General features: G+C 72.5%; 22 protein-coding genes and 1 pseudogene. 10 read left to right on the top strand and 13 right to left on the bottom strand.

The features are described 5' to 3' along the window. Positions 1 to 3 precede the first annotated feature (3 nt). Entirely contained in the window at positions 4 to 1,743 is a 1,740-nt protein-coding gene (locus ACLJQM_RS21230) for a thiamine pyrophosphate-binding protein (RefSeq protein ID WP_410632495.1), read from the bottom strand. 284 nt (positions 1,744 to 2,027) lie between these two features. Here ACLJQM_RS21230 and sucC point away from each other — a divergent pair, with 284 nt between their 5' ends. From sucC to ACLJQM_RS21215, 3 genes are read left to right on the top strand one after another with little or no spacing between them, the layout of a single operon-like run. Next, the gene (gene sucC, locus ACLJQM_RS21225) at positions 2,028 to 3,173 is read left to right on the top strand and encodes an ADP-forming succinate--CoA ligase subunit beta (protein WP_410632494.1); all 1,146 of its coding nucleotides are present in this window, start codon (positions 2,028 to 2,030) and stop codon (positions 3,171 to 3,173) included. 3 nt (positions 3,174 to 3,176) lie between these two features. Next, positions 3,177 to 4,055 (top strand): succinate--CoA ligase subunit alpha, encoded by an 879-nt coding sequence (sucD, locus tag ACLJQM_RS21220; RefSeq protein WP_410632493.1) that lies wholly within the window; start codon positions 3,177 to 3,179, stop codon positions 4,053 to 4,055. After that, positions 4,055 to 5,050: a LysR family transcriptional regulator gene (locus tag ACLJQM_RS21215; RefSeq protein WP_410632492.1), complete on the top strand. Its 996-nt coding sequence runs from the start codon at positions 4,055 to 4,057 to the stop codon at positions 5,048 to 5,050. The genes sucD and ACLJQM_RS21215 overlap by 1 nt, the downstream gene beginning before the upstream one ends. Here the strand turns inward: ACLJQM_RS21215 and fdhD are convergent. From fdhD to ACLJQM_RS21200, 3 genes are all read right to left on the bottom strand, one after another. Next, positions 5,038 to 5,871, bottom strand: coding sequence for a formate dehydrogenase accessory sulfurtransferase FdhD (fdhD, locus tag ACLJQM_RS21210; protein WP_410632491.1), 834 nt, complete (start codon positions 5,869 to 5,871; stop codon positions 5,038 to 5,040). The two genes, ACLJQM_RS21215 and fdhD, sit on opposite strands and share 13 nt — an antisense overlap. Position 5,872: 1 nt before the next feature. Beyond that, positions 5,873 to 7,183, bottom strand: coding sequence for an OFA family MFS transporter (locus tag ACLJQM_RS21205; RefSeq protein WP_410632490.1), 1,311 nt, complete (start codon positions 7,181 to 7,183; stop codon positions 5,873 to 5,875). A 377-nt stretch (positions 7,184 to 7,560) separates the two neighbouring features. Continuing rightward, entirely contained in the window at positions 7,561 to 7,974 is a 414-nt protein-coding gene (locus ACLJQM_RS21200; RefSeq protein WP_247023462.1) for a histone-like nucleoid-structuring protein Lsr2, read from the bottom strand. Between the two features lie 95 nt (positions 7,975 to 8,069). On the opposite strand from ACLJQM_RS21200, the pseudogene ACLJQM_RS21195 reads away from it, so the two are divergent. Beyond that, positions 8,070 to 8,528, top strand: a pseudogene (locus tag ACLJQM_RS21195) (class I SAM-dependent methyltransferase); the annotation flags it as partial. Between the two features lie 288 nt (positions 8,529 to 8,816). Here the strand turns inward: ACLJQM_RS21195 and dinB are convergent. Beyond that, on the bottom strand, positions 8,817 to 10,007 hold the full coding sequence (gene dinB / locus ACLJQM_RS21190; RefSeq protein WP_247023464.1) for a DNA polymerase IV: 1,191 nt from the start codon (positions 10,005 to 10,007) through the stop codon (positions 8,817 to 8,819). A gap of 154 nt (positions 10,008 to 10,161) precedes the next feature. Here dinB and ACLJQM_RS21185 point away from each other — a divergent pair, with 154 nt between their 5' ends. Next, positions 10,162 to 10,581 (top strand): hypothetical protein, encoded by a 420-nt coding sequence (locus tag ACLJQM_RS21185; RefSeq protein ID WP_247023465.1) that lies wholly within the window; start codon positions 10,162 to 10,164, stop codon positions 10,579 to 10,581. Between the two features lie 16 nt (positions 10,582 to 10,597). Next, positions 10,598 to 11,110, top strand: a complete 513-nt coding sequence (locus ACLJQM_RS21180) for a 2'-5' RNA ligase family protein (RefSeq protein ID WP_247023466.1) — start codon at positions 10,598 to 10,600, stop codon at positions 11,108 to 11,110. Positions 11,111 to 11,114: 4 nt separating this feature from the next. Here ACLJQM_RS21180 and ACLJQM_RS21175 read toward each other — a convergent pair whose 3' ends face one another. The 4 genes from ACLJQM_RS21175 to ACLJQM_RS21160 form a co-directional block, all read right to left on the bottom strand. Beyond that, a complete protein-coding gene (locus tag ACLJQM_RS21175; RefSeq protein WP_410632489.1) occupies positions 11,115 to 12,194 on the bottom strand; it encodes a hypothetical protein in 1,080 nt (359 codons plus the stop codon). Between the two features lie 9 nt (positions 12,195 to 12,203). Further along, positions 12,204 to 12,794, bottom strand: coding sequence for a hypothetical protein (locus ACLJQM_RS21170; protein WP_410632488.1), 591 nt, complete (start codon positions 12,792 to 12,794; stop codon positions 12,204 to 12,206). Positions 12,795 to 12,813: 19 nt separating this feature from the next. After that, positions 12,814 to 13,248, bottom strand: a complete 435-nt coding sequence (locus tag ACLJQM_RS21165) for a helix-turn-helix domain-containing protein (RefSeq protein ID WP_247023469.1) — start codon at positions 13,246 to 13,248, stop codon at positions 12,814 to 12,816. 461 nt (positions 13,249 to 13,709) lie between these two features. Then, positions 13,710 to 14,540 carry a helix-turn-helix domain-containing protein gene (locus tag ACLJQM_RS21160; protein WP_410632487.1) on the bottom strand — a complete coding sequence of 277 codons (831 nt, stop codon included), beginning with the start codon at positions 14,538 to 14,540 and terminating at the stop codon, positions 13,710 to 13,712. A gap of 76 nt (positions 14,541 to 14,616) precedes the next feature. On the opposite strand from ACLJQM_RS21160, the gene ACLJQM_RS21155 reads away from it, so the two are divergent. After that, complete coding sequence (locus tag ACLJQM_RS21155; RefSeq protein ID WP_360768794.1) at positions 14,617 to 14,967, top strand: VOC family protein; 351 nt, start codon at positions 14,617 to 14,619, stop codon at positions 14,965 to 14,967. Positions 14,968 to 15,010: 43 nt separating this feature from the next. Here the strand turns inward: ACLJQM_RS21155 and ACLJQM_RS21150 are convergent, their stop codons facing one another. Next, entirely contained in the window at positions 15,011 to 17,137 is a 2,127-nt protein-coding gene (locus tag ACLJQM_RS21150; RefSeq protein ID WP_410632485.1) for a discoidin domain-containing protein, read from the bottom strand. A gap of 227 nt (positions 17,138 to 17,364) precedes the next feature. Between ACLJQM_RS21150 and ACLJQM_RS21145 the strand changes: the two genes are divergently transcribed. After that, positions 17,365 to 18,297, top strand: a complete 933-nt coding sequence (locus ACLJQM_RS21145; protein ID WP_247023473.1) for a DUF1996 domain-containing protein — start codon at positions 17,365 to 17,367, stop codon at positions 18,295 to 18,297. Next, complete coding sequence (locus ACLJQM_RS21140; protein ID WP_410632484.1) at positions 18,294 to 18,833, top strand: DUF305 domain-containing protein; 540 nt, start codon at positions 18,294 to 18,296, stop codon at positions 18,831 to 18,833. The genes ACLJQM_RS21145 and ACLJQM_RS21140 overlap by 4 nt, the downstream gene beginning before the upstream one ends. A gap of 72 nt (positions 18,834 to 18,905) precedes the next feature. On the opposite strand, the gene ACLJQM_RS21135 is transcribed toward ACLJQM_RS21140, so the two are convergent. The 3 genes from ACLJQM_RS21135 to ACLJQM_RS21125 all read right to left on the bottom strand — a co-directional run bounded on the left by ACLJQM_RS21135 (position 18,906) and on the right by ACLJQM_RS21125 (position 23,775). Continuing rightward, positions 18,906 to 22,121 carry a TIM-barrel domain-containing protein gene (locus tag ACLJQM_RS21135; protein WP_410632483.1) on the bottom strand — a complete coding sequence of 1,072 codons (3,216 nt, stop codon included), beginning with the start codon at positions 22,119 to 22,121 and terminating at the stop codon, positions 18,906 to 18,908. Between the two features lie 117 nt (positions 22,122 to 22,238). Continuing rightward, entirely contained in the window at positions 22,239 to 22,727 is a 489-nt protein-coding gene (locus ACLJQM_RS21130) for a DinB family protein (protein WP_410632482.1), read from the bottom strand. 16 nt (positions 22,728 to 22,743) lie between these two features. Then, positions 22,744 to 23,775: a LacI family DNA-binding transcriptional regulator gene (locus tag ACLJQM_RS21125; RefSeq protein ID WP_360768808.1), complete on the bottom strand. Its 1,032-nt coding sequence runs from the start codon at positions 23,773 to 23,775 to the stop codon at positions 22,744 to 22,746. Between the two features lie 120 nt (positions 23,776 to 23,895). Here ACLJQM_RS21125 and ACLJQM_RS21120 point away from each other — a divergent pair, with 120 nt between their 5' ends. Further along, positions 23,896 to 24,276 carry a hypothetical protein gene (locus tag ACLJQM_RS21120; protein ID WP_410632481.1) on the top strand — a complete coding sequence of 127 codons (381 nt, stop codon included), beginning with the start codon at positions 23,896 to 23,898 and terminating at the stop codon, positions 24,274 to 24,276. Positions 24,277 to 24,280: the final 4 nt, after the last annotated feature.

Below are 24,280 nucleotides of genomic sequence, written 5' to 3'. Positions count from 1 at the left end.
CGCTCACTTGTACATGGTCTGGTTCATGGTTCCGGGGGCGTACACGTCGGGATCGACCCAGACGTTGATCAGCGACGGCTTGCCGGACTCCCGCGCCCGCAGCAGCGCCGGCCCGATGTCGGCGGGGTCGCGGACCTCTTCGCCGTGACCGCCCAGCATCCGGGCGAACTCGTCGTAGCGGACGTCGCCGAGGGTGTTGCCGACGCGCTCGCGCCCCACGCCGTACTTCGCGGCCTGGCCGTAGCGGATCTGGTTCATCGACGAGTTGTTGCCGACGATCCCGACGAACGGCAGGTCGAACCGCACGAGCGTTTCGAAGTCCCAGCCGGTGAGGCTGAAGGCGCCGTCGCCGAACAGGGCGACCACCTCCTTGTCCGGGCGGGCGTGCTTGGCGGCCAGGACGAAGGGGATGCCGACGCCGAGCGTCCCGAGTGGACCGGGGTCCATCCAGTGCCCGGGCGACTTCGGCTGGACGACCTGGCCGGAGAAGGTGACGATGTCGCCGCCGTCGCCGATGTAGATCGAGTCCTCGGTGAGGAACTCGTTGATCTCGTGGACGAGCCGGTACGGGTGGATCGGGCTCGCGTCGGAGTGCTGCAGCGGCAGCCGCTTCCGCTTCGCCTTGTCTTCCACGGCGTGCAGTTCTTCGAGCCACGCCTTGCGGCCGACGGCGCCGTTGTCGGTGCGGCCGGACGCGGCCTCGGCCACCGCGGCCAGCACCTGGCCGGCGTCGCCGACGATGCCGAGGTCGACGTCGCGGTTCTTGCCGACCGTGCGGTAGTCCAGGTCGATCTGGACGACGGTGGCGTCCTTCGAAAGCCGCTTCCCGTAGCCCATCCGGAAGTCGAACGGGGTGCCGACGATGATGATGACGTCGGCGTTGTCGAAGGCGTACCGGCGGGACAACTGGAAGTGGTGCGGGTCGCCCGGGGGCAGCGTGCCGCGGCCGGCGCCGTTCATGTACGCCGGGATGTTCAGCGTGCGCACGAGGCCGGTCGCCGGGCCGGTCGCCCGCGTGGTCCAGACCTGGCTGCCGAGCAGGATGGCCGGCTTCTTGGCGTGCACCAGCAGGTCCGCGAGCTTCTCGACGTCGGCGGGGTCGCCGGCGTTCTTCGTCGACGCGCGGTAGCGGCCCGCTTCGGGGATCCGGGCCTGGTCGAGCGGCACCCGCGCGTCGAGAACGTCGCGCGGGATCTCGAGGAACGACGGGCCCGGCGCACCGGCGTAGGCTTCGCGGAAGGCCATCGAGACGAGGTCGGCGACGCGGGCGGTGTGCGGCACGGTCGCGGCGAACTTGGTGATCGGCGCCATCATGTCCACGTGCGGGAGGTCCTGCAGGGACCCCATCTTGTGCTGGGTCAGCGCACCCTGGCCGCCGATGAGCAACATCGGGCTTTCCGCGCGCAGCGCGTTCGCGACCCCGGTGACGGCGTCGGTGGTGCCCGGACCGGCGGTGACGACCGCGCAGCCGGGCTTGCCGGTGATCCGCGCGTAGCCGTCCGCGGCGTGCGCGGCGACCTGCTCGTGCCGGACGTCGATGACCTCGATGCCTTCGTCGACGCAGCCGTCGTAGATGTCGATGATGTGGCCGCCGCACAGCGTGAAGATCGTGTCGACCCCTTCGGCCTTCAGGGCTTTCGCCACCAGGTGCCCGCCAGATATCTCCGTGGCCGGCGCGGGCTCGGCGCCGTTCATCGCACGGGCACTCTCCCCCGCGGTCGTGCCGGTCGTGGTCAGCGCCATCGCTCAACTCCTCTGGTCCGCCACCGGATCTCTCTTGTCCGGCGGTCCGTTTCCGGGTCCGCTCGCGCCGCTGCCGGCGTCCTTCGAGGTCAGCGGCCTCTTCGCGGCAGACTGTAGATTGCATACCGTATGGGGTAGGCATATAGTCACCTCTCAAGCAGCCCGTGTCCAGGGCTATCCGCAGGGTTTTTCCCGGGCCTCGATCCCGCCCCCGCCGACCGTCACCGCACGCCCGGGCACGGCGGACCTCCTTGCCCTGCCCCGCCGTGGAAAGGAAGCCCCGCATGGATCTCTTCGAACACGAAGCCCGTGATCTCTTTGAGAAGCACGGCGTCCCCGTCCCCCGTGGCCGCGTCGTCGCCGAGCCGGCCGAAGCCCGGGCCGCGGCCGCGGCCATCGGCGGCTCCGTCGTCGTCAAGGCCCAGGTGAAGACCGGCGGCCGCGGCAAGGCGGGCGGCGTCCGCGTGGTGCACACAGCCGACGACGCCGAGCAGGCCGCCGACGACATCCTCGGGATGGACATCAAGGGCCACACCGTCCACCGCGTCCTCGTCACCGAAGCCGGTGAGATCGCCGAGGAGTACTACGTCTCCTTCCTGCTCGACCGCGCCGGGCGGACGTTCCTGGCGATGGCGTCCGTGCACGGCGGGATGGAGATCGAAGAGGTGGCCGCCACCGACCCCGCGGCACTCCGGCGCGTCCCGGTCGACCCGCTGACCGGCGTCGACGCGGCCGAGGTCACGGCCGGGTTCCCCGCCGACGTCCGGGCGGAAGTGGCCGGGGTCGTGGAGAAGCTGTGGGCGGTGTTCGTCGCCGAGGACTGCACGCTGGTCGAGGTCAACCCGCTCGCCAGGACGTCGGCCGGGATCGTCGCGCTGGACGGGAAGATCACCCTCGACGACAACGCGGACTTCCGGCGCTCCGATTCGTTCGACGACTCCGCGGACGGCGATCCCCTCGAACGGGAGGCGCACGCGAAGGGCCTCAACTACGTCAAGCTGGACGGCGACATCGGCGTGATCGGCAACGGCGCCGGCCTGGTCATGTCCACATTGGACGTCGTCGCCTCGGCCGCGGCGGAGGCGGGCGCGCGCGGCCCCGCCGACTTCCTCGACATCGGCGGCGGCGCCTCGGCCGAGGTGATCGTGAACGGGCTGACCGTGATCCTCGGCGACCCGCAGGTCCGCAGCGTGTTCGTCAACGTCTTCGGCGGGATCACCGCGTGCGACGCCGTCGCGACCGGGATCGTGCGCTCGCTGGAGGTCCTGGGTTCGCGCGCGACCAAGCCGCTGGTGGTGCGGCTCGACGGGAACAACGTCACCGAAGGCAGGCGGATCCTCGCCGACGCCGCCCATCCCCTGGTCACCGTGGTGGCCACCATGGACGACGCCGCCCGCGAGGCGGCGAAGCTCGCGATCGCGGAGGTCTGACCCGTGGCCATCTTCCTGGACGAGACCAGCCGGATCGTCGTCTCCGGCATCACCGGCTCCGAAGGCGCCAAGCACACCCGGCGGATGCTGGCCGCCGGGACGAACGTCGTCGGCGGGGTGAACCCGCGCAAGGCCGGGCAGACGGTCGAGCTCCCGGGCTGTTCGCTGCCGGTGTTCGGCAGCGTCGCGGAGTCGATGGCTTCGGCCGCCGCCGACGTGTGCGTGCTGTTCGTGCCGCCGCCGTTCGTCGCCGGCGCGGTGATCGAAGCGGTGGACGCCGGCATCGGCCTCGCGGTGGTGATCACCGAAGGCGTCCCGGTGCACGACTCCGCGCGGTTGTGGGCGCACGCCGTCGCCGCGGGCGGGCGGACGCGGATCATCGGCCCGAACTGCCCGGGCATCATCTCCCCCGGCCGCTCCAACGCGGGCATCATCCCGGCCGACATCACCGGCCGGGGCCGGATCGGCCTGGTGTCGAAGTCCGGCACGCTGACCTACCAGCTCATGCACGAGCTGCGCGACGTCGGCTTCTCGACGTGCGTCGGCATCGGCGGCGACCCGATCATCGGGACGACGCACATCGACGCGGTCGAAGCGTTCGAAAAGGACCCGGAGACCGACGTGATCGTCCTGATCGGCGAAATCGGCGGCGACGCCGAGGAACGGGCGGCGGACTTCGTGAAGGCGAACGTGTCGAAGCCGGTGGTCGGCTACGTCGCGGGGTTCACCGCCCCCGAAGGCAAGACGATGGGCCACGCGGGCGCGATCGTCTCCGGCTCGTCAGGCACGGCGGCGGCGAAGAAGGCAGCACTGGAGGCGGCCGGCATCCGCGTGGGCCGGACCCCGAGCGAGACGGCAGCGCTGGTCCGCGAGGTGCTGTGATGGACCTCCGTCAGCTGGCTGTGGCGGTGGCGGTCGCCGAGGAAGGCGGTTTCACGGCGGCAGCCCAGCGTTTGCGGACGGTGCAGTCGACGGTGTCCACTGTGGTGCGTGCGCTGGAGCGGGACCTGGGCACGCCGCTGTTCCACCGGACAACGCACCGGGTGGTTTTGACGCCCGCCGGCGAGGCTTTCGTGCCCGCCGCGCGGGCGGCGCTGGAGGCGGCGGAGCGAGCCCGCGCGGCGGTCTCCCCGCTGGGCGGGTGCGTACGGGTGGGGATGTGCCCCGGATTGCTGGCGGACCTGCACCGGCTACTGGCGAAGCTGCGGCACGCGCACCCGGGTTTGGGGGTGGAGGTCCGCCAGCTGCCGCCCGGGGATGCGGGGTGCGCGGTGGCGGAGTCCACAGTGGACCTGCTGCTGACCGCGCTACCCGGCCCGCTGGGCACGACACCAGCCGGCGAACCGGCCGGCTCCGGGAGCCACCGTGCCTTCCCCGGCCCGCTCGGCAAGGTGGCGGACGCCACCGCCGGCGCGTCGCCGCCTGCCCATGGCAGCGCAACCTCCGGCGAGCCGACTCCCGCGGTCTCCGATACCCCCGGCGCCGCGCCGGCCGGCCGCCGCGGTGCCGGGCTCGTCACCACCGCGCTCCCGGCCGAAGAACTCGTTCTCGCCACCGCTCCCGGCGGGGCGCGCTCCGCTCCTTCGGACCTCTCCGGCCTCACGCTCGTCGGCTTCCCACCCGGCTGGGCGATCCGCGAAGCCGTCGACCGCGCGTTCCCCGGCCGGCGGCCCACCCTGGAAGTCGACGATCTCGCCGCCGCCGCGAGGATCGTGCAGGCCGGGCTCGCCGCCTGTGTCCTGCCCGCCTCCGTCGTCACCCGGTTTCCCGAGCTCACTGTCCGGCGGTTCGACCGGCCTCCCCCGTGGCAGCTCGCCGCCGTGCACCGGTCACCCGAAGACGCCGTGGTCGGGGCGGTGCTCGGTCAGCTCGGCTGAAGGCCCAGGCGGTCCGGTCGGGTGTAGACGTTCATCGACGTCCCCCGCAGGAACCCCACCAGCGTCAGCCCCAGCTCCGCGGCCAGGTCCACCGCCAGCGACGACGGTGCCGAAACCGCGGCCAGCAACGGGATTCCCGCCATCACCGCCTTCTGCACCAGCTCGAACGACGCCCGGCCGCTCACCATCAGCGCCGTGCCCGGGAGGGGCAGCTTGCCGTCGCGGGTGGCCCAGCCGACGACCTTGTCCACCGCGTTGTGCCGGCCGACGTCCTCGCGCAGGCACAGCAGCTCGCCGTCGCCGTCGAACAAGCCCGCCGCGTGGAGGCCGCCCGTGCGGTCGAAGACCCGTTGTGCCGCGCGGAGTTCGTCCGGCAGGGCGGCCAGTGTCGCCGCGTCCGTCGTGAACGGGTCCGCGGCGACCGGCCACGGCACCGTCGTGCGGACCGCGTCCAGGCTCGCCTTGCCGCACAGGCCGCACGACGACGTCGTGTAGAAGGTGCGCTCGACCGACGCGTCCGGCGGTGCTACGCCGTCGGCGAGTGTCACGTCGAGGACGTTGTAGGTGTTGCCGCCGTCGGCCGTCGCGCCGGCGCAGTAGCGGATCGCCCGGATGTCGGTGGCCGCACGGACCACGCCTTCCCCGACGAGGAACCCCGCGGCGAGGTCGAAGTCGTCGCCCGGCGTGCGCATCGTGATCGACAGGGCCTTGCCGCCGACCCGGATTTCGAGGGGTTCCTCGACGGTGAGCGTGTCCGGCCGGGTGGTGTGCGCGCCGTCGCGGACGCGCACCACCGGGCGCCTGCTGGTCATCCGCCCCACGTCAGGCCGCCGGCAGCAGCGACTCGGGGCGGCCCGGCTGGGTCAGCCGCCCGGACAGCACGCCGGCCGCGAGGCTCAGCACACCGGCCACGGCGAACGCACCGGCGAACCCGTGCGATGCCACGACGAGCGCGGCCAGCCCGGTCCCGACCCCCGCGCCGACTGCCTTCGCGCTGTAAAGTATCCCGAAGTTCTGCGCGACCGACTCCTCGCCGAAGTACTCGCGCACCAGGCCGACGAGCAGCGTGTAGCAGCAGCCGTTGCCGAGGCCGGCGAGCGCGACACCCAGCAGCAGGCCGACCGCGTGCCGGTGCTCGCCCGAGGAGAACAGCGCGAACTGCGCGAGCCCGCCCGCGACGAGCGCGAAGCGCAGGATCCGGTGGCGGCCGAGCCGGTCGGCGAGCCGTCCGACGAGGACACGCCCACTGCCCGTCGCCGCGGCGAGCAACGCAACCGCGGCCCCGGCGAGCCCGGGCCCGCTGCGTTCGGCGACGAACGTCGCCAGGTAAGCCAGATCGAACAACAGCACCGCGGCGGCGAGCACGACCACGAGGTACAGCGCCCGCGTCGTCGCGCACCGGAGGAGCTCCGCCGGCCGGTAGTGCCGGACGGCCGGCCGCCGGTTGTGCGCCCGGTCCAATGCCCAGGCACGCGGTTCCGGAGTGGCGGGCCACCAGTGCCGCGGCGGGTAGCGCAGCACCGCGCCGCAGCCGGCGATCACGACGAGCACGAGAGCGGCGGACATGTCCAAGAGCACTGCTCTCGCTTCCGGCAACGCTGCGGCGAGGACGACGAACGGCACACTGCCGAAGGCGAACGCCCCGCTCACGACGCCCGCGCGCGAGCCGCCGCGGTCCGGGAACCACGCGAGCACCGCGCCGATGCACGTGGCGTACACCAGACCGGTGCCGAGCCCGCCGAGCACGGAGTAGCCGAGGAACACGGTGAGCAGGCTGCTCGCGTGGCCGAGCGTCACGAGCCCGGCGGCGCACAGCACCGCGCCGGCGGCCATCGCGGCCGGCGCGGGGAACACCCCGCGGTCACGCAGCCACGCCGCCGGGAACGCCACCCCGGCCTGGCAGATCGCCCAAACGGCGAAGGACAGCGCGATCCCGCCGAACGTCCAGCCGTGCGCCCGGCTCAGCGCCGGGACGATCGCGCCGAAGCCGTACTGCTGCACCCCGGCGGCGAGCATGGCCGCGGCGGCCAGCCAGGTGATCCACGTCCGGGGCCTGCCGAGCAGCTCCCGGTCGGACTCCCCGACGCGGTAGCGCCGGCCGTAGACGTCTCGGAGCTCGCGGATCTCGGCCATGGCGACCGCCTCCTCGCAGACTGCAGATTGTATGCAGTATGCGGTAGGCTGCGGTTCGAGGCAAGAAGGCGGCCCGGTGGCCATCGAGGGAGGAGGCGGCCACCGGGCCGGTGCTCCGCCGCGGTACCGGCCGCGCGGAGCACTGCCAGTCTGGCCATCGAAGGCACCGTCGACAAGCTTTGACACCCGTCGAACCGCGTCCGGCGTCCACAACGAACACCTACGGACGCACAAAAGCGCCCCGAAGTGACGTCGGGTGCGGCATTCGCACTCGACGGCACTTCGGGGCGCTCGGGCCGGAATCCCTGGGGCGGGCCGGGCGGTGCGCACGCACCGCGACGAACCCGTTACCCGTCAGGAAGTTTTGCCGCTCCGGTTCAAGACTTCTTGCGCGGGGCTCGCTTGCGCGCCGGCTTGACGTCGACGGGCTCGGCCGCCGCGGCCTGGTCGGCCTCGAAGCCCGCGATGATCTCGCTGGAAAGGCGGCCGCGCTCGGCGACCTCGTAGCCGTTGGCCTGCGCCCACTCGCGGATCTGCCGGTTGCGCTCGCGGTCGGTCCCCGAGCCGCCGCCCGAGCCGGACAGCGACTGACCGGTCGCGAGGCGCACCTTGCGGCCGCCGATGCGACGCGCGGCGCCGACGTAGCGCGCGAGTTCGTCCCGCAGCGCGGAGGCGTTGTCCTCGGACAGGTCGATTTCGTAGGTCACGCCGTCGAGACTGAAGGGGACGGTCTGCGAAGCCTCGCTCCCGTCGAGGTCGTCCACCATCTGGACCTGCACCCGTTGCGCCATGGTTCGTCGTTCCTCATCTTCTCCAGAACACGGTCGGACAGACCCTAACCTGTCGAATCACGTCCGGCACGCGCGACACCCGTCAAGCGTCCACAATGGCCGCCCGGGCGAGCGGGTCGCCCGCGTCCAGAGTGACCGCAACGGCGCCGGAATGGGCTGCGCCTTGGCCGAAAATCAATTTCGTGATAGGCTCGAAATCAAATCGGTACCGTGACGGCGTGACCAACCCCGAGTTTCCCGGTAATGCGAGCCGCACCGTCTTCACCGCGGCTGTCGCGCGGGCGGCACATTTGCTCGACGACACCGAACCCTACATCTTCGCGAGCTCCTTCGCCGCTCCGCTGCTCGGCGAGCACGCGGAGGAACTCTTGGCGTACCACCGGCTCCACGGCACCCACCCGGTCCTCGGGGGTGCCCGCGCCGAGGCGGTGTGCCGCCGACGGTTCGCCGAAGAGCAGCTCTCCCATTCCGGTATAGACCAGTATCCGATTTCGGGCGCCGGTCACGATTCGTTCGCGTATCGGGCCGTCTCCGGACGTTTCCGGGTGTTCGAGGTCCACCACCCGGCGACACAGGTGGTCGAACGGGAACTGCTCGCCGCCGCCGGGTCGCCGAACGGCTCGTCCAGAGTGGACTGGACCTGTTTCGCCCCGTGTCCGCGAGCTGGCTCGGCGTCACCACGGACCTGGCGCGAGGCGATTGCCGCCACATTGACGGATCCCGGCGGTTTCGCACCGGGATCGGAAATCGTGGCGGATCACCTGGTTCCCGCGGAACTGCGCGACGCGACCGGAAACAGTTGCGCGGAAGCGGTGTGCTGCCGCGGCGGAGGATCGGGCCGCTCAGTCGGGCAGCATCGGCACTTCGAGGTCGTCGGGCCGGCCGAGCAGGACCGCGCGCGTCACCGCCGCCTTGCCGAACCTGTCGCGCACCGCGTCCAGTGCCGTGTCCAGCTCCGTCGCTCGCTGGCGCTCGAAGGGCAGTGTCAGCTGGAACGGGTCGTCGTCGGCCAGGTTGGACAACGCGGCGCCCAGCAGCGTGATCCCGCGGTCGGCGATCAACGGCAGCGCGGCGACGAGCAGTTCGCGCGCCGCCGTGAGCAGCACGCCGGTGCCGGCCGTCGGCTCGGTCAGCGTGTGCGAACGAGTGGCCCGCTCGAAGTCGGCGAAGCGCAGGCGGATCGTCACCGTCCGGCAGACGCGGTGGGCGGCCCTCAGGCGGCGGGCGATGCGGTCGATCAGGGCCACCAGCACCACGTCGAGCTCGGCCGGGGTCCGTCTGGCGCGGCCCAGGGACCGCTGGGCGCCGATCGAGCGGCGGCGGACGCCCACCTCGACGCGGCGGGGGTCGCGGTTGTGGGCCAGGGCGTGCAGGTGGCGGCCGGGGCCCCGGCCGAGCAAGCCGTCGAGGTCCACCTGCTCGGACGTCGCGAGCTCGCCGACCGTCCGGATCCCGCGTGCGTGCAGCTTCTCCGTCGTGACCTTGCCGACGCCCCACAGCGCCGAAACCGGCAGCGGGTGCAGGAACTCCAGCTCGCCGTCGTGCGGCACCACCAGCAGGCCGTCCGGTTTCGCGACCCGGCTGGCGACCTTGGCCAGGAACTTCGTGCGCGCCACCCCGACCGTGATCGGCAGCCCGGCCCGCTCGGCGACCGCGACGCGCAGCCGTTCGGCGATGTGGCTCGGCCGTCCGCCGATCCTGGCCAGGCCGCTGACGTCGAGGAACGCCTCGTCGATCGAGATGCCCTCCACCCACGGCGTCGTGTCGTGGAAGACCTCGAACACCGCGCGGCTGGCGGCCAGGTACGCCGACATCCGCGGCGGCACGACGACCGCCTGCGGGCACAGCCTGCGGGCCTGCGCACCGCCCATCGCGGTGCGGACGCCGTAGGCCTTGGCCTCGTAACTCGCCGCCAGCACGACCCCGCCGCCGACGATCACCGGGCGTCCTTTCAACGCCGGATCGTCGCGCTGCTCGACCGACGCGTAGAACGAGTCGAGATCGGCGTGCAGGATGGGCCCCTCGTCGGTCATAGAACATATGTTCGCATAACCGAGCGCCGAAGTCCGCTCACCCGTCCGTCGCGAGTGGCGTGCCGCCGGTCGACACTGAGCGCTTTTCCGGTTGTCCGGCGTCCGTGGCCGCGCTCACACTCGAAGCATCGAACGACCCGACCCTGGGGGCTCCATGACCGAGAAGTGCCGGTGCGGCGACCACCACGCGTGGGCCGCGCCCAACCCCGAAGACCGGCCCGCCGCCGCGCGGCAGCCGCTGCTGGCTTCGACTCTGGCGCGCGAAGACCGCGTGGAGGACGACGGCGGGCTCGACCCGACCGACCGCGTCACCTGCCGCACGCACCGCCGCTGGCTGCACGAATGCGTGTCGTCGCCGGTGCACACGAACCCGGCGATCGGCTACCGCTGGTGCCGCCGCTGCGACCACCAGGCGCTGGTCGCGGTGGACGAGCTGGCCGGCGAGGTGACCATCCGCTGCGGGCTCTGCGGGCACGTCCCGCGCAGCCGCGCCAACGAAGAGCTGGTCCAGCTGTGCATGCGCAGCCTCGCACTGGCCCGCGCGGGCCGGTTCCCGGCGGCCGCCGTCGCCTGACTGCCATGATGCGGGGGTGCCCGAACCCGGAACCACCGCACTGGTGATCCTGCTGCCCGCCGCCGAACCGGTGCTGGCAGCGGCCCGCCGCGTCGACCCCGCCCTGGTCCGCCCCGGCCTGCCCGCCCACGTGACGGCGCTCTACCCGTTCTTGCCGGCTGCCGAAGTGAGCGACGCCGTCCTCGACGCGGTCCGCGCGCTCGCCGCGACGTTCTCGCCGACCGAAGTGCCGCTCACGGAGTTCGTCACGGCACCCGGTTTCGCTGCGATCCCGGCGCCCGCGCTCCAGCCGGTCACCGACGCCGTCTGCGCGCGCTGGCCCGAAGTCCGGCCGTACGGCGGGCGGTTCGGTCCCCGCCCGGGCGCCCACGTGACGGTGGCGATGGGTGGCGAGGCGGACGTCCTCGAGCGGGTGGCCGCCGAGGTCCGGCCGCTGCTTCCGCTGACGGATCAGGCGGCGGAACTGCAGCTCGTCGCGCTCACCGACCGGGGCTGGGAACCGCGGCTGTCCGCGCGCTTCGGCGGCTGAGCGCTCAGCGGCGGCTCGGCGGGGCGGCCGGGGTGCCCGCCAGCTGCCGGTAGGCGCGGGCGATCGCGCGGAGCCGGGCCACGTCGGCGGCGAACGGTTCGCCGGGCGCGGTGGGTGGCGGGGTCTCGCGGGGTTCGTCCGGAAGGTCGCGGACCAGGCGCGCCACCGCCGGCGGCGGGAGGTCCGGGGTCGCGCCGGCCAGGATGAGGCCGTCGTTGGTCTCGCTCATCGCCGTCAGCAGGCGTTCGCGCCGCGACGGGCCGCCCGGGTCGATGCGGACGATCTCCGGGTAGCGCCGCGTCAGGTGCGCGCGCAGCGGACGCAGCAGGCGCAGCGTCCGGGCGTCGCGGCGGGCCGCCGTCAGGCCCGGGACCGCCGGGATCGTCAGGCCCAGCACGATCAGCAGCACCGAGACGGCCGGGAACCCGACGTCGAGCGCGCACGGCACCGTCGAGAAGGGCCCGCGGCACAACGCTTTCACCGGGTGCTCGGCCTGCAGCGCGTGGATCGTCCCGACGACCTTCCCGGCCAGGTACGCGAGCGCGAACGCCGACGCCAGCAGCAGCAACACCAGCCCGGCGCGCAGCGCCCCGCCGCTCGCGCGGATCGTCACGGCCGCCACGATCCCGATGTCGATGACCGCGAGTCCCAGGTAGACGGTGTAGGCGAAGACGTAGACGACCAGCGTCGGGTGCGTGCGGTAGAGCTCGTCGAACACGCCGACCCCGTGGGGCAGCCCCTGCGTGCTGAAGAACGTGACGACCAGCAACGTCAGCGCGACGCCGAGCGCGACCAGCCGGGTGCGGCGGCCGCGGTCGCGGGTGCCGCTGATCTCCGCGACGGTCAGCCCGATCCCGTACGCGGCGACCATCGTCGCGAGGTTCGACAGCAGGCGCCCGAGGCTGGGGTAGAGCTCGCTCTCGAACTGCTGCGCGCGGTTCGAGAGGAAGCAGAACGCGGCGCCCAGCGCGATGAGCGAGACGGCCAGGCCGGCGCCCGCACCGGTGCGCCGGGCGCGCACGGCGCGCCAGATGCCGACGACGAGCGCGAAGGCCCCGACCCCGAGGAACAGAATGTCGATCACGGGACGCGACTATCCCAGGAGTGCCGCCAGCCGCCTAGCCTGGTCGGCTGCCCGGCCGGACGCTCCCGGCTGAACGGCGGGCGGCTCACTGGTCGCGGCGCTCATCAGCAGGACGGCGATCAGTTCGGCCTCGTACTCCTCGGTGCCGCTCGTGACGCGCGTGAGCAGGTGCGACAACGCCGCGGGCGCGAGGTCCGGGGCGAGCTGGGCGGCGTCGGACTCGGCCATCAGGCAGGTGCCGGTGTGCGCGCAGAGCATGTGGGCGAGCTCGTGGGCGATGATGTGGTCCTGGTGCAGCGCCGACGTGTGCTCGGTGTAGGCGATCAGGTCGTAGTCCGGGCGCGCCTGCCAGGCCCCGGAGGGCTGCCCGGGCCGGTAGGTGATCGGGACGAGGTCGATTTCGCGCCCCCGCCAGGCCTCGAGGCGGTCCACCCAGCCGTTCATCGACCACGGCCGCGGCAGCGGGACGACGGCGAGCACCGCCCGGACGCGCTCCCGCGCCCGGTCACGGAGGTCCGGCAGACCACGCTCGTCGATGGGTCCTCCCCGCTCACCGGGCGCCAGCCGGCTGCACCGGGGCGCGATCACGGACGAGGTCATCGTAACCGACCGGCGCGGCTCACTCGGGCTTCCGGCGCCGGCCTTCGCGGCGCCGGGTCTCGTCGTAGCTGCCGAGCTGGTCGAGCAGCGCGGTGACGGTTTCGCGGTCGCGCGGGGAGAGCCGCATCGCCCGCTGCGCCAGGGTGCGCGCCTCGGTGTCCCGCCACGCCACGACGTCCTCGACCTGGCTGTCGATCCGGCCCGCGACCTCGTCGTCGAAGAAGTAGGTGACGGGCACGCCGAAGAACTGCGCGAGCGCCTGGATGTGCGAGCGCTTGGGGTCCTTGCGCGCGCCGACGGCCAGCTGCTGCACGTGCGTCGCGGACATCGAGACCCCGGTCCGGTCGGCGACGCCGGTCGCGATCTCCCGGTAGGAGTACGGCTTGCGGTCCGGCGGGTGCACGGTCGCGATCAAGTGCGCCAGCCGTTCGGCGAAACTGCGCCCTTCGCTCACCACACACCACCCTCAGCCAAGAAACGTGACAACCGTCAGCGTAGCTGTCCCGAAAACTTGACACAGCCCGTCCCGGAAAGACTACGATACTCCCGTTCGGTGTTTCGGAAACATGACACGGAACCCGGGGTGGCGCAGCGGCCGCGGGGTGACTCACGTGGCCGCTGGGGGTGGCCACGCGCCTAACTCCGTGCCCGCCGCGCGATCCTTGCGAACGGGTGTCGGGGGTTCGGCTTCGGCAACCTTGCGCGCGCTGGATCGACCCGCGGGTCTTGCGGGGCGCGGGTGCTCGAGGGTCGGCACGCGTGGACCGTTCCTGGTGCGCCGGTCGCCATCCGCGCGAGCGGCACCGACGCCACGCCGCCGTGCACTTCCGCGCCGGCGGTCGATCGGCAACCACCTCGCGCCGCCAAGTACTTCCGCGCGAGCACGCACGCATCGCCGGGTCTCGCGGGACCTCCTCACCTCCGTCCGTTCGCCAGCAGCCGGCGCATCACCCCCGGCGTCGTTCCGGCGTGCTCGCGGACCGTGCGCGTCAGGTGGGCCTGGTCGGAGAACCCCAGATCCGCCGCCAGGGCCGCCAGCTCCCGCTCCCCCGCCTCCAGCCGGTCGAGTGCGCGGCCGACCCGGACGCGGTTGCGGTACCTCGTCACCGAAACGCCCAGCTCGCGCGGGAACGCGCGGCTCAACCGGTACGGCGACACCCCCAGCGCCTCGGCCAGCGTGAACAGCCCGCGGGCCGCCGGCTCGTCGGACCCGATCGCTTCCCGGGCCCGCGCGACCAGCTCGCGGTCGTCCGCGCGCACCGGACCCGCCGGCGTCGAGGCAACCGCCTGGGTGATCGCCCGGCCGACCAGCGCCAGCAATTCCTCCGCCAGCGCGTAGTCCGGGTCGGCCACCGACGCGACGGCTCGGCGGTGGGCCAGCTCCAGCGCGCCGTCGACGTACACCGTCGGCCGCGCGGGCCGGTCGCCCGCCAAGCGGGACCACAGCCCGGGACCGAAACTCACCGAGGTGCACGTGTCGCCGCCCGCCGGGTGGGCGAAGCACTCCTCGTCGCCGGGAGCCGCGAGGTAGGCCACCGTCCGGTCGGCGTCCGCCACCACTCCCCCGGCGCGGCGGCGGAAGCGGCCGCGGCGGACGAGCACGATCCGGTGCGCCGACGACACTTCGGCCGGCGACCACCCGGTGTGGTCGTCGGCGCACTCCACCACGCTCACCGCGTACCCGGGGCGGGCCACGACTTCGACTGCTTCACGCACGAACCGGACCGTACGCCGGGGGTACGACAATCCCGGCCCGCAAGGATCTTCAAGACCGCACCCCCGGACCGCGGGCAGGCTGCCGCACGACGAAAGGAGCAACTCCATGCCCGCAGAACTCACCACCATCGTCCTCGACTGCGCCGACCCCGCCGCGCTCGCCGCCTTCTACGCCAAGGCGCTCGGCTGGGAAGTGACGCACCAGGACGCGGACTCCGCCCAGCTCGGCGGCGGCCCGGTCGGGCTCGGCTTCCAGCGCGTCGAGGGCTACCGCGGTCCCGGCTGGCCGGACGCCGCCAAGCACGCGCACTTCGACCTCACCGTCGGCGACCTCGAGGCCGCCGTCGCCGAGTTCGAAGGACTCGGTGCCACCAAGCCGGGCTTCCAGCCCGGGGGCACCGACTGGGTGGTGCTCGCCGATCCCGAGGGGCACCTCTTCTGCCTGATCCCGGCCTGACGCGCGGGGTGGCCCCCACACCGGAGGGGCCACCCCTCCCGGGTCAGGAGCGGTAGACGCCGAACTCGTAGAGCGAATAGCCGTACGCGGTGCCGCGCTGGGTGGCGTTCACCCGGACGTACCGCGCGGTGGCCGAAACCGCGATGTCGTCGGCGCCGCCGTCCCCGGACGTCGTCCCGTACACGCTGCGCCAGTTCGCGGCGTCGTCGCTGACCTGGATTTCGTAGGCCTTCCCGAACGCCGACTCCCAGACCAGCTGCACGTGGTCGAACGCCTGGCTGCGGCCGAGGTCGACCTGCAGCCACTGCGGGTCGGCCCAGGCACTCGCCCAGCGGGTCGCGGTGTTCCCGTCGGTCGCGGCCTGCGGCGGGTACGGCGCGCCCGGACCGTCGGCCTGGTACGTCGAGGCCGTCGTCGCGGCGCCGCGGGCCAGGTTCGTACCCGGCACCGGCGGCGCGACCACGCGCAGCGAACGCGTCTCGATGCCGACGTTGCCGTGGCCGTCCCGGGCGTAGAGGTAGATCTTCCAGACGCCCAGCTGCTGCGGCGCGGTGACGGTGAACGTCCCGTTCCCGGTGAACTGCGCCGGGATCAGCCCCGCCGCGTTGTTGATGTACTTGCTGTTGTACCCCATGGTGTAGGCGATCGGGTCACCGTCCGGATCGGACACGGCGGCGGTCAGGGTGAACGTGCCGCCCGCGGGGACGTCGGTGGTGCGGCTCAGGTTCATCGACGAGATCACCGGCGGCGTGTTGCCCGACGTCTGTCCACTGTAGAGCCTCCGCACGGCGTACCAGGACAGCCGCTTCTCGTTGCCGGTGGTGATGTTGAACCAGACGCCGCCGAAGTCGCCTTCGGTGCCGTAGTGGAAGAGCGTCGCGCCGAGCGCCACGCCCGGGTGGGCCAGCACGCAGTTCCAGGCGTTGACGTAACCGTCGCGCTTCTGCTGGTCCGTCGGCTCGCCGGGGACGCCGTTGGCGTCGTTCGGCACCTCCCACTCGCCGGCCGGCCCGGTCTCGGTGATGATGTAGGGCTTCGTGTAGCCGCCGGCCAGCCAGTCCTGCTTGACCTGGCACACCTGGGCGTAGGAGTTGACGGAGTACAGGTCGAGGTCCGGCGCGTACGCCTTGTAGTACGGCCAGGCACCGGTCCAGGCGTCGGTCGAGGTGACCGGGTGGTTCGCGTCGATCGCGTGGATGGCCTGCGCCGCCTGGTCGACGAACCGCGTGTAGGCGATCCGGTTCTGCTCCAGCAGCGTGCCGGAGTAGCAGTTCTGCATCCCGAGGATCGACTCGTTGCCGACGTTCCACATCAGCACGCCCGGGTGTGCTTTGTAGGCGGTGACCCACTTCTGGATTTCGGCGAGCATCGTGTTCTTGTAGTTCGCGTCGGTGGTGTAGTCGACGCACCCGCCGCTGCCCGGGCCGCCGCCCGGTTGCAGCCAGAAGCCGCTGACCACCTTGATGCCGTTGGCCGCGGCGGCGTCGAGCAACGGCTGCGAAGTGCCGTCGGTGCCCCAGGTCCGGACGGTGTTGACGCCGATCGCGTGCAGTTCCGGCATCCGCGTCGCCGCTTCGCCGACCGGCGGTCCCCAGGTCAGTCCCTTCACGGTCCACGGGATACCGTCGACCGTCAGCTGCCAGTTCCCCTGCGCGCCGGTCACCCGTGTGACGCCGGGACCGCTCTGCGCTCCCGGGGTGCCGCTGACCTGGAACTCCCACAGCGAATAGCCGTAGCCGCCGACGCGGTGCGTGCCGTAGAGGCGGACGTACCGGCCGTGCCCGGTGACCGTGAGATTTTGGATACCACCGACCGCCGTGGTCGTACTGTATACAGTCTGCCAATTCACGGCGTTGTCGGAAATCCGGATTTCGTATGCAGTCGCGTAGGCGGCCTCCCAGTTCAGGGTGACCTGGCTGATGTCGGCGGGCGCGCCGAGGTCGACCTGCAGCCACTGCGGGTCGCTCCAGGCGCTCGCCCAGCGCGTGCCGGGGTCGCCGTCGACGGCCGCCGACGCCGGGGTGCCCGCGCCTTCGGTGCTGGACGCGGTCACCGGTCTGCCTTGGGAAAGAACGGTGGCGGCGTGCGCCGGGGACGGGCCGGCGAGCAACCCCAGCACCAGCAGGGCCACCAGCGCCGGGACGGCACGGAGGAGCGACGGTCGGTCCACGATGACTCCCGTACGACTACAGCGAGGGACGAGGGACGGAGGTTGGAGAGCGCTCTCCAGCGCGACCGATGGTTCGTCACCGCGCCCCGCGTTGTCAAGGATCTCGTCCCGAACCGGACAATGCCTTCCCGCCGCGGTATCCGGGTGCTCCTTGACACGGCGGCACCCCGGTGCGCATGCTCTTGGAGAGCGCTCTCCCATCCTTGGCACCTCACCGTGGAGGACCCTTGGCAACGAAAGCCGCGCTCCTCGCCTGCACCGCCGCCACCGTGCTGGCAGGCGCCTTCCTGACCGCGGCCACCTGGTCGCCCGCCGGAGCCGACGACCTGGTGACCCACCACGAGTTCCAGGTCAACTGCTCCCCCAGCCACCACCAGCCGGACGACCCGATCGTCTTCCCCGGGCTGCCCGGCGCCTCGCACGACCACACGTTCATCGGCAACAAGACGACGAACGCGGCCACGACCCTGCAGTCGCTGCAGGCCGCGGGCGTCGGCAACACGACCTGCCTGGCCCCGGACGACCTGTCCGCGTACTGGTTCCCGACCGTGCTCAACGGGAACCAGGTGGTGCTGCCGAACTTCGCGCAGGTCGTCTACTACAAGTCGGGCATCCTCGACTACACGAAGGTGGTGCCGTTCCCGCCCGGGCTGCGGTACGTCGCCGGCAGCGTCACCGCGACGCAGGACGAGTTCCAGCACGCCCCCGGCGCGATCGAAGGCTGGGAGTGCGGGGACAGCTTCCACAACTGGGACATCCCGGTGAACTGCGTCGCCGGCAGCCAGCTCAACATCCGCTACCAGGCACCGAGCTGCTGGGACGGCGTCCACCTGGATTCGGCCGACCACAAGGGGCACATGGCGTACCCGGACCGGGCGACGCTGACGTGCCCCGCCGACCACCCGGTGGCGGTGCCGATGCTCGAGTTCAAGATGGCGTTCCCGGTCAGCGGCGACATGTCGGGGGTGCACCTGGCCAGCGGACGCGGGTACTCGTGGCACTACGACTTCTTCAACGCCTGGGACCCGCAAACCCTGGCCGCGCTGGTGACCCACTGCATCAACGGTGGCCTGCAGTGCGACCCGCGCGGGTTCGACCTCTACAAACCCGACCGCGGCACCGTGCTCGGGCCGAACTACCGGTTGCCCGGCCGCCCGTGAAAAGGCTGGCCTTGGGGGCGGCGGTGGTGGCGCTGTCCGTGGGCGGGTGCGCCACCACCGGCCCCACCCCCGCTCCCGGGCCGGCCACCGCCGCCTTCAACCCCACGGACGTGGCCTGGCTGCAGCTCGTGGTGCCGATGACGTCGAACGCACTCGCCGCGGCCCGGCTCGCCCCGGAGCGGGCCGGGAGCGCGGCGGTGCGAGAAGCGGCGAACGCGGTGGTGGCGCCTTCGCAGCGCCTGCTGACGCGGTTGGAGTCGGTGCGCGACCGGGCCGGGCTCCCGGCCGCGGATGTCCACAGTGGACACCGGATGCCGGGCATGGTCACGCCGGCCGATCTGGCGGCGCTGCGCACCGACACCGGCCCCGAGTTCGACCGGCGCCTGATCGCGCTGCTGCGGGCGAACGCGGCGCAGGTCGTCGTGCTCGCCCGCGGCGAGCAGACGTCCGGGGCCGAGCCGGAGACCCGCGAACTGGCCGGCGAGCTGGGCACCGAAGGCGCCCGCCAGACCGAGGTGCTCCCGAAGACCGTTTGAAATCCGTGGAGGCCACCTCGAAGGATTCCTTCGAGGTGGCCTCCACGGCATTTCCGGCCGCCCGCCGGAGGCTCAGTACGTCACGGTGACCGGCGCCCGCCCGGGCCGGGCCGGGGCCTTCACCGTCAACGTGTGAGTGGCCGCGTCCCAGCTCCACGCCGACGACGGGGCCCACCCGCCACCGACCTTCACCCGGCTCGGGGCCGCGGACACGCCGAGGAACTCGACCGTCCACTCCCGGTCCGCCACGCGGTACCGGCCCTGCGGCGGCGCCACCGTCACCGAGCGCGAACCGCCCCGCTCGGCGTAGGTGATCTTCGTCGTCGAGCTCTGCGCCGACGACGTGCCGTTGTCCTCGTACAGGGACAACGACCCGGCCCCGCCCGGCGCGACCGTCACCGTCACCCGGTTCAGCGGGCTCTGGACGTCGTCGGGCACGTCCGCCGTCCGGGTCGCGGTGATGCCGCCGCCGCGCTGGAACACCGGCATCGTGCCGAGGTCCGACGTGACCTGCTGCGTCGTGCCGCCCGCGTACGTCTTGCCGCTGAAGTAGTCCGTCCACTGCCCCGGCGGGAACCAGACCGACGTCGTCGCGGACGTCCCCGGCGTGGTCACCGGCGCCACCAGCAGGTCCGGCCCGTAGAAGTACTCGCTCGACGCCGCCGCGTACGCGGCCGGCTCGTCCGGGTACTCCAGGTACGTCGGGCGCACCACGGGCACGCCCGTCGTCGCGGCTTCCTGGGCCAGCGTGTAGGTGTAGGGCACCAGGTTTTCCCGCAGGTTCAGGAACTTCGTCGCCGACGCCTTCGCCGCGTCGCCGTACTGCCACGGGAGCCGGTCGCTGTGGTTGCTGTGCAGGCGGTCGATCGGCTGGAACGTGCCGAGCTGCACCCACCGGGCGTACATGTCGTCGGGCAGCTTGGCCGTCTGGTGCTGCTGGCCGCCCGAGGTGTAGGTCTCGCTGCCGCGCAGGCCCGTCGTGTCGTTATGGCCGCCGATGTCGTGGCTGATCGCCGACATCCCCGTCGCCGCCGACTCGGCCGGGGTGATCCCGACCTCCATCCGCAGCGTGCCCCACGTCGAGGACGTGTCACCGGTGAAGTGGAGCGTGCTGCGCTTGTCCGCCCACGGTCCCGTCGACAGCCCGATCGGGCCGCCGTAGCCGCCGGCCTGCAGCGAACCGTAGGCCCGAGAGGTGACGAAGCCGCGGCCGGTCGCCGGGGCGGCCAGGTCGGCGTACTGCTGGTTGATCCACGCGTCCGGGGTGACGCCGGGCAGGCTCGACTTCGACCCGTCGCAGCACCAGTCCAGCCACCAGAAGTCGTTGCCCTGCTGCATCATCCCGGCGTGCAGGTCGAGGTAAGCCTTCAACTGGTCCGGGTCGCCCCAGTCGAAGACGTAGCAGTCGGTGCCGCAGCCGGACTTCACCAGCTTGCCCTTCGCCGTCGCCTGCGCGCGGGCGAACTGCGGGTCCGAGCCCATGATGCTCGGGTGGGTGTTCAGGGTGTTGTGCAGCCCCTGCGCCTTGGACCACGCGAAAAAGCCGGCCGGGTCCGGGAACTTGTTCGTGTCGAACTGCCAGCCGTTCCAGGTGTCGGGTGCCTTGAAGTCGGTGTCGGTGACGAGCACGTCGAGCGGCACGCCCTCGCTGCGGAAGCGCGGCAGGATCGTGTCGCGGTAGTCGGCCGCGGTGCGGTCGATGTACTCCGAGTACCAGACGCCGTACGCCCAGCGCGGCAGCAGCTCGGGCGGTCCGGTCAGGGTCGCGAGGTCGCGCAGCCCGGCCTTGTAGTCGTGCCCGAAGGCGAAGACGTAGCCGTCCTGGTACGGGCTCCCGCCGTGCGACGGCCGCTGCGTGACCTTGCGGGTCGCGGTGTCGTACAGCGCCGAGGGGCTGTCGTCGAGCAGGTACCAGCCGTCCTGGTGCAGGAGCCCCTCGGTGAGCGACGGGGTGCCGTTGTCGCCGTTGACGCCGTCGAGGCCGCGCCGGTACCCGCCGAGCGCGAGGTGCGGCTGCGGGGCCGCCGCGCCCGTCGCCGTGACCGCGACGGTGTCGACGTTGACGTGGCAGCTGGTGTCGTCGGGGCAGCCGAGGACGACGTCGTTCGCGCCGGCCCGCAGGTCGACCGGGACGGACGCGGTCTTCCACGCGTTCCAGTCGTCGGTCACCGGCAGGGACAGCGTGCGCGTCACGCCGTTCGCGGCGACCGTCGCGGTCCGCGTCTCGTGGCGCCCGTCGCCGCCGGTGCCGTTGGCGTACCGGACGCTCAGCTGGTACGTGCCGGCGGTGGCGACGTCGGTGATCCGCTGCGTCAGCGCCGAACCCCGGTTGAGCTTGGCGACGAAGCCGCGCCCGGCGTAGCCCGGGTGATCGGTCGCGACGACGGCCGAGCCGGTCCGCAGCCCGGCTTCCGCCTCGCAGCTCACGCCGGCCGGGCAGCCGGTGTAGGCGCGGGCCGACGCGGGCGGGAAGGCCGCACCGGCGGGGAGCGCCGCGAGGGCGTCGACGTTGACGTTGCCGGAGTCCGCCGCGGTCCGCTGCAGGCGGACGCTGTGGTGGCCGGCGCCGAGGGTGACCGGGACGGACGCGACCGCCCAGGTGTCCCAGTCGGTGGTCGCCGGCAGGGTGAGCTTCTGCGGCGCACCCGCGTCGACCGAGACGCTCAGGGTGCGGGTGACGTGCTGGCCGTCCCCGCCCTGGCCGTTGGCGAAGCGGACGGCCAGCGAGTACGTGCCGGCGGCCGTGGCTTCGACGTCCGCGGTGGCCGAGGTGCCGGCGCTTTCGAAACCGGCGAGGAAGCCTTCGCCGGTGTAGCCGCGGTGGTCGGTGGCGATGCCGAGCCCGTCGGCGGTCAGGTCTTCGGCCTCGCACAGCGCGCCGGTCCGGCAGGTCAGGTGGCGCCAGGGCGCGGCGAGCACCGGGGTCGCGCCGGCGGTGGTGCGCACTTCGAGGTTGCCGCCGTCGAACGGGCCGGAGTCCAGCCGGTAGGTCAGGGTCGTCGCGCTCGTCCGGATCGTGAGCACGCCGCCGGAAACCGTGGAGGTGTAGGGCGTCGGCGTGAACGAGCCGCGGCCGACGGCGTTGAAGGTGGCGGCGTCGGTGAAGCGGCCGTCGCCGGCGTACTCCGTCCGGATCACCGTCGGGGACAGCACCTGGAAGCGCGCGTTCCCGGCGGTGACGGTCTGGCGCTGGGGCGCGGCGGTGGCGGGGGTCGCGACGGTCACCGTAGCCGCGGCGACGGCGACCACGCACGTCAGCCGGAGGGCTCTCGCTGTTCTCGTCCGCACGGCGGAACTCCGTTCCGGTAAGGGGACTCGGCGTTTTACAACGTTGGAAAAGCGTTCAGATCCGATCACAGCGAGAGGGGTGATGTCCAGACCACTGACCGGAACTGTCCGGACAGATCAGCGGCCGGTGACGCCGTCGAGCTGCTCGCGCAGGATGTCGGCGTGCCCCGCGTGCCGGGCGGTCTCGGACGTCATGTGCGCGAGCACCCACCGGAGGGTGTGCGCGGTGCCCAGGACGGGGACCGCCACCGGCACCGCCGGGTCGCCGGCCGCCCGGATCGCCGCGTCACTCGCTTCGATCGCCGCCCGGTAGCCGGCCAGCACGTCCGCCGTCGACCGGCCTTCAGGCACGGTCATGTCCACGTCGCCGGGGTTTTCGCCGCCGGCGACGTGGTGCCCGAACCAGACCCGCTCGGCGAACGTGAGGTGGTGGACGAGCCCGAGCAGCGTGGTGCCGGACCCGACGAGGACCTCGCGCAGCTGCTCGTCGGTCAGCCCGTCGGTCTTCTTCAGGACGGACTCGCGGGCGAAGGTCAGGAACGCCGTCGCGGTGTCGAGCTCGCCGCCGTCGTTGCGCGGCACGGGTTTGCGCTGGGTCTCGGCCATCGGCCCAACGTAGTGCTCAGCCCGAGTCGCGGACCACGAGTTCCGGGTCGAAGATCACCGATTCGGCGCGCAGGTCCGGGTCGGCCATGCGGTCGAGGACCATCCGGGCCATCGCCGCGCCCATCTCCTCGACCGGCTGGCGGACCGTCGTGAGGCGGGGGCGGCAGCTCAGCGCGACGCGGCTGTCGTCGAAACCGACCACCGCCACGTCGTCCGGGACGCGCCGGCCGGCTTCGCGCAGCACCGTCAGCGCGCCGTACGCCATCAGGTCGTTGGCCACGAAGAGCCCGTCCAGCGCGGGTTCCTCGGCCAGCAGGCGTTCCATCGCCCGTTCGCCGCCGTGCTCGGTGAAGTCGCCCTCGGCGACCGCCACGTACGCGTGGCCGTGGCGGGCCATCGCGTCGCGGAAGCCGGCTAGCCGGTCCTGGCCCGCCGGGGTGCCCGCCGGGCCCGCGATCGTCGCGACGCGACGGCAGCCGCGCGAGACGAGCCGCTCGGCCGCGAGCCGGGCGCCGTCCTGGTGGGCGACGTCGACGTAGCACACCGGCGCCGGGCGGGCGGGCCGCGCGAACAGCGCCGTCGGCACGCCCGCGTCGGTCAGCGTGCGCGGCAACGGGTCTTCCGCCGGGTGCAGGGAGATCAGCAGCACGCCGCTGACCTGCTCCTGGCGCAGCTTCGGGACCAGCTTCGCGCGGTCGGTGTCGCTGTCGACGAGCATCAGCAGCGGGTGCAGGCCGTGCGGGCGCAGGTGGGAGACGACGCCCTCGACGACGCGGCCGAAGAACGGGTCGCCGAAGACCCCGCCGGTGAACGCCTCGACGTGCCGCTCCGGCTCCGACACCACCAGCGCGATCCCGCCGGTGCGCCGGGTGACCAGTGACCGCGCGGCCCGGTTCGGGACGTAGCCGGTGTCGGCGATCGCGCGTTCGACCGTCTCCCGCAGCTTGGGGTCGACGTTGCGGACGCTGTTGACCACGCGCGACACCGTGGCCCGCGAGACGCCGGCGACCCGCGCGACGTCCTCCAAGGTGGGCGGCTGCGTCGTCACCCGTCCTTTGTAGCACGCTGTGAGAGCGCTCTCCCAGTACCGCGCCGATGACAAATGTCATGACGGCCCGGTGTGCGACGGCACTGCCACCGCGAGCGCCCGCGCCGGAGCATTTCCGGCATGACCACCACGACCCGCACCGCCGGTTTCCGGCCCGTGCTGCTGCTCACCGGCGCCTACGCGGCGCTCTCCGTGCTCACGCTCGCCGTGATCGTCCTGTTCCGCGACCACCCGGCGATGGTGACCGACGCCGTCTGGGTGCGCGCCACCCTCGTCGTCGCCAGTTCGCTGCTGACGTTCGCCTTCGCCCGCAGCGCCGCCCGCGGATCGGAGAAGGGGCTCCTGCGGCTGCGGCTCGTCTCGGCGGTGATGCTGGTGGCGATCGTCGTCATCGTCGCGCTGCCCGGGCTGTTCCCGCTGTGGCTGCGCGTCGAACAGGGCGTCTGCGGACTGCTGCTGCTCGGCGTCACCGTGCTGATCAACCGCCGTCGGGCCCGGTAGCGTT

It is taken from the genome of Amycolatopsis sp. cmx-4-83 (assembly GCF_046548815.1).
Taxonomy (GTDB): domain Bacteria; phylum Actinomycetota; class Actinomycetes; order Mycobacteriales; family Pseudonocardiaceae; genus Amycolatopsis; species Amycolatopsis pretoriensis_A.
Note: the sequence above shows the minus strand (reverse complement) of the source record. Positions and strands in the feature narration are given on the sequence as shown.

What these genes read in the sequence shown, in the direction of transcription:
- ACLJQM_RS21120 (WP_410632481.1), top strand. Translation starts at nt 23,896, where the DNA reads ATGACCACCACGACCCGCACCGCCGGTTTCCGGCCCGTGCTGCTGCTC.
- ACLJQM_RS21205 (WP_410632490.1), bottom strand. Translation starts at nt 7,183, where the DNA reads ATGGCCGAGATCCGCGAGCTCCGAGACGTCTACGGCCGGCGCTACCGC.
- ACLJQM_RS21200 (WP_247023462.1), bottom strand. Translation starts at nt 7,974, where the DNA reads ATGGCGCAACGGGTGCAGGTCCAGATGGTGGACGACCTCGACGGGAGC.
- ACLJQM_RS21185 (WP_247023465.1), top strand. Translation starts at nt 10,162, where the DNA reads ATGACCGAGAAGTGCCGGTGCGGCGACCACCACGCGTGGGCCGCGCCC.
- ACLJQM_RS21130 (WP_410632482.1), bottom strand. Translation starts at nt 22,727, where the DNA reads ATGGCCGAGACCCAGCGCAAACCCGTGCCGCGCAACGACGGCGGCGAG.
- ACLJQM_RS21155 (WP_360768794.1), top strand. Translation starts at nt 14,617, where the DNA reads ATGCCCGCAGAACTCACCACCATCGTCCTCGACTGCGCCGACCCCGCC.
- sucC (WP_410632494.1), top strand. Translation starts at nt 2,028, where the DNA reads ATGGATCTCTTCGAACACGAAGCCCGTGATCTCTTTGAGAAGCACGGC.
- ACLJQM_RS21230 (WP_410632495.1), bottom strand. Translation starts at nt 1,743, where the DNA reads ATGGCGCTGACCACGACCGGCACGACCGCGGGGGAGAGTGCCCGTGCG.
- ACLJQM_RS21170 (WP_410632488.1), bottom strand. Translation starts at nt 12,794, where the DNA reads ATGACCTCGTCCGTGATCGCGCCCCGGTGCAGCCGGCTGGCGCCCGGT.
- dinB (WP_247023464.1), bottom strand. Translation starts at nt 10,007, where the DNA reads ATGACCGACGAGGGGCCCATCCTGCACGCCGATCTCGACTCGTTCTAC.
- ACLJQM_RS21215 (WP_410632492.1), top strand. Translation starts at nt 4,055, where the DNA reads ATGGACCTCCGTCAGCTGGCTGTGGCGGTGGCGGTCGCCGAGGAAGGC.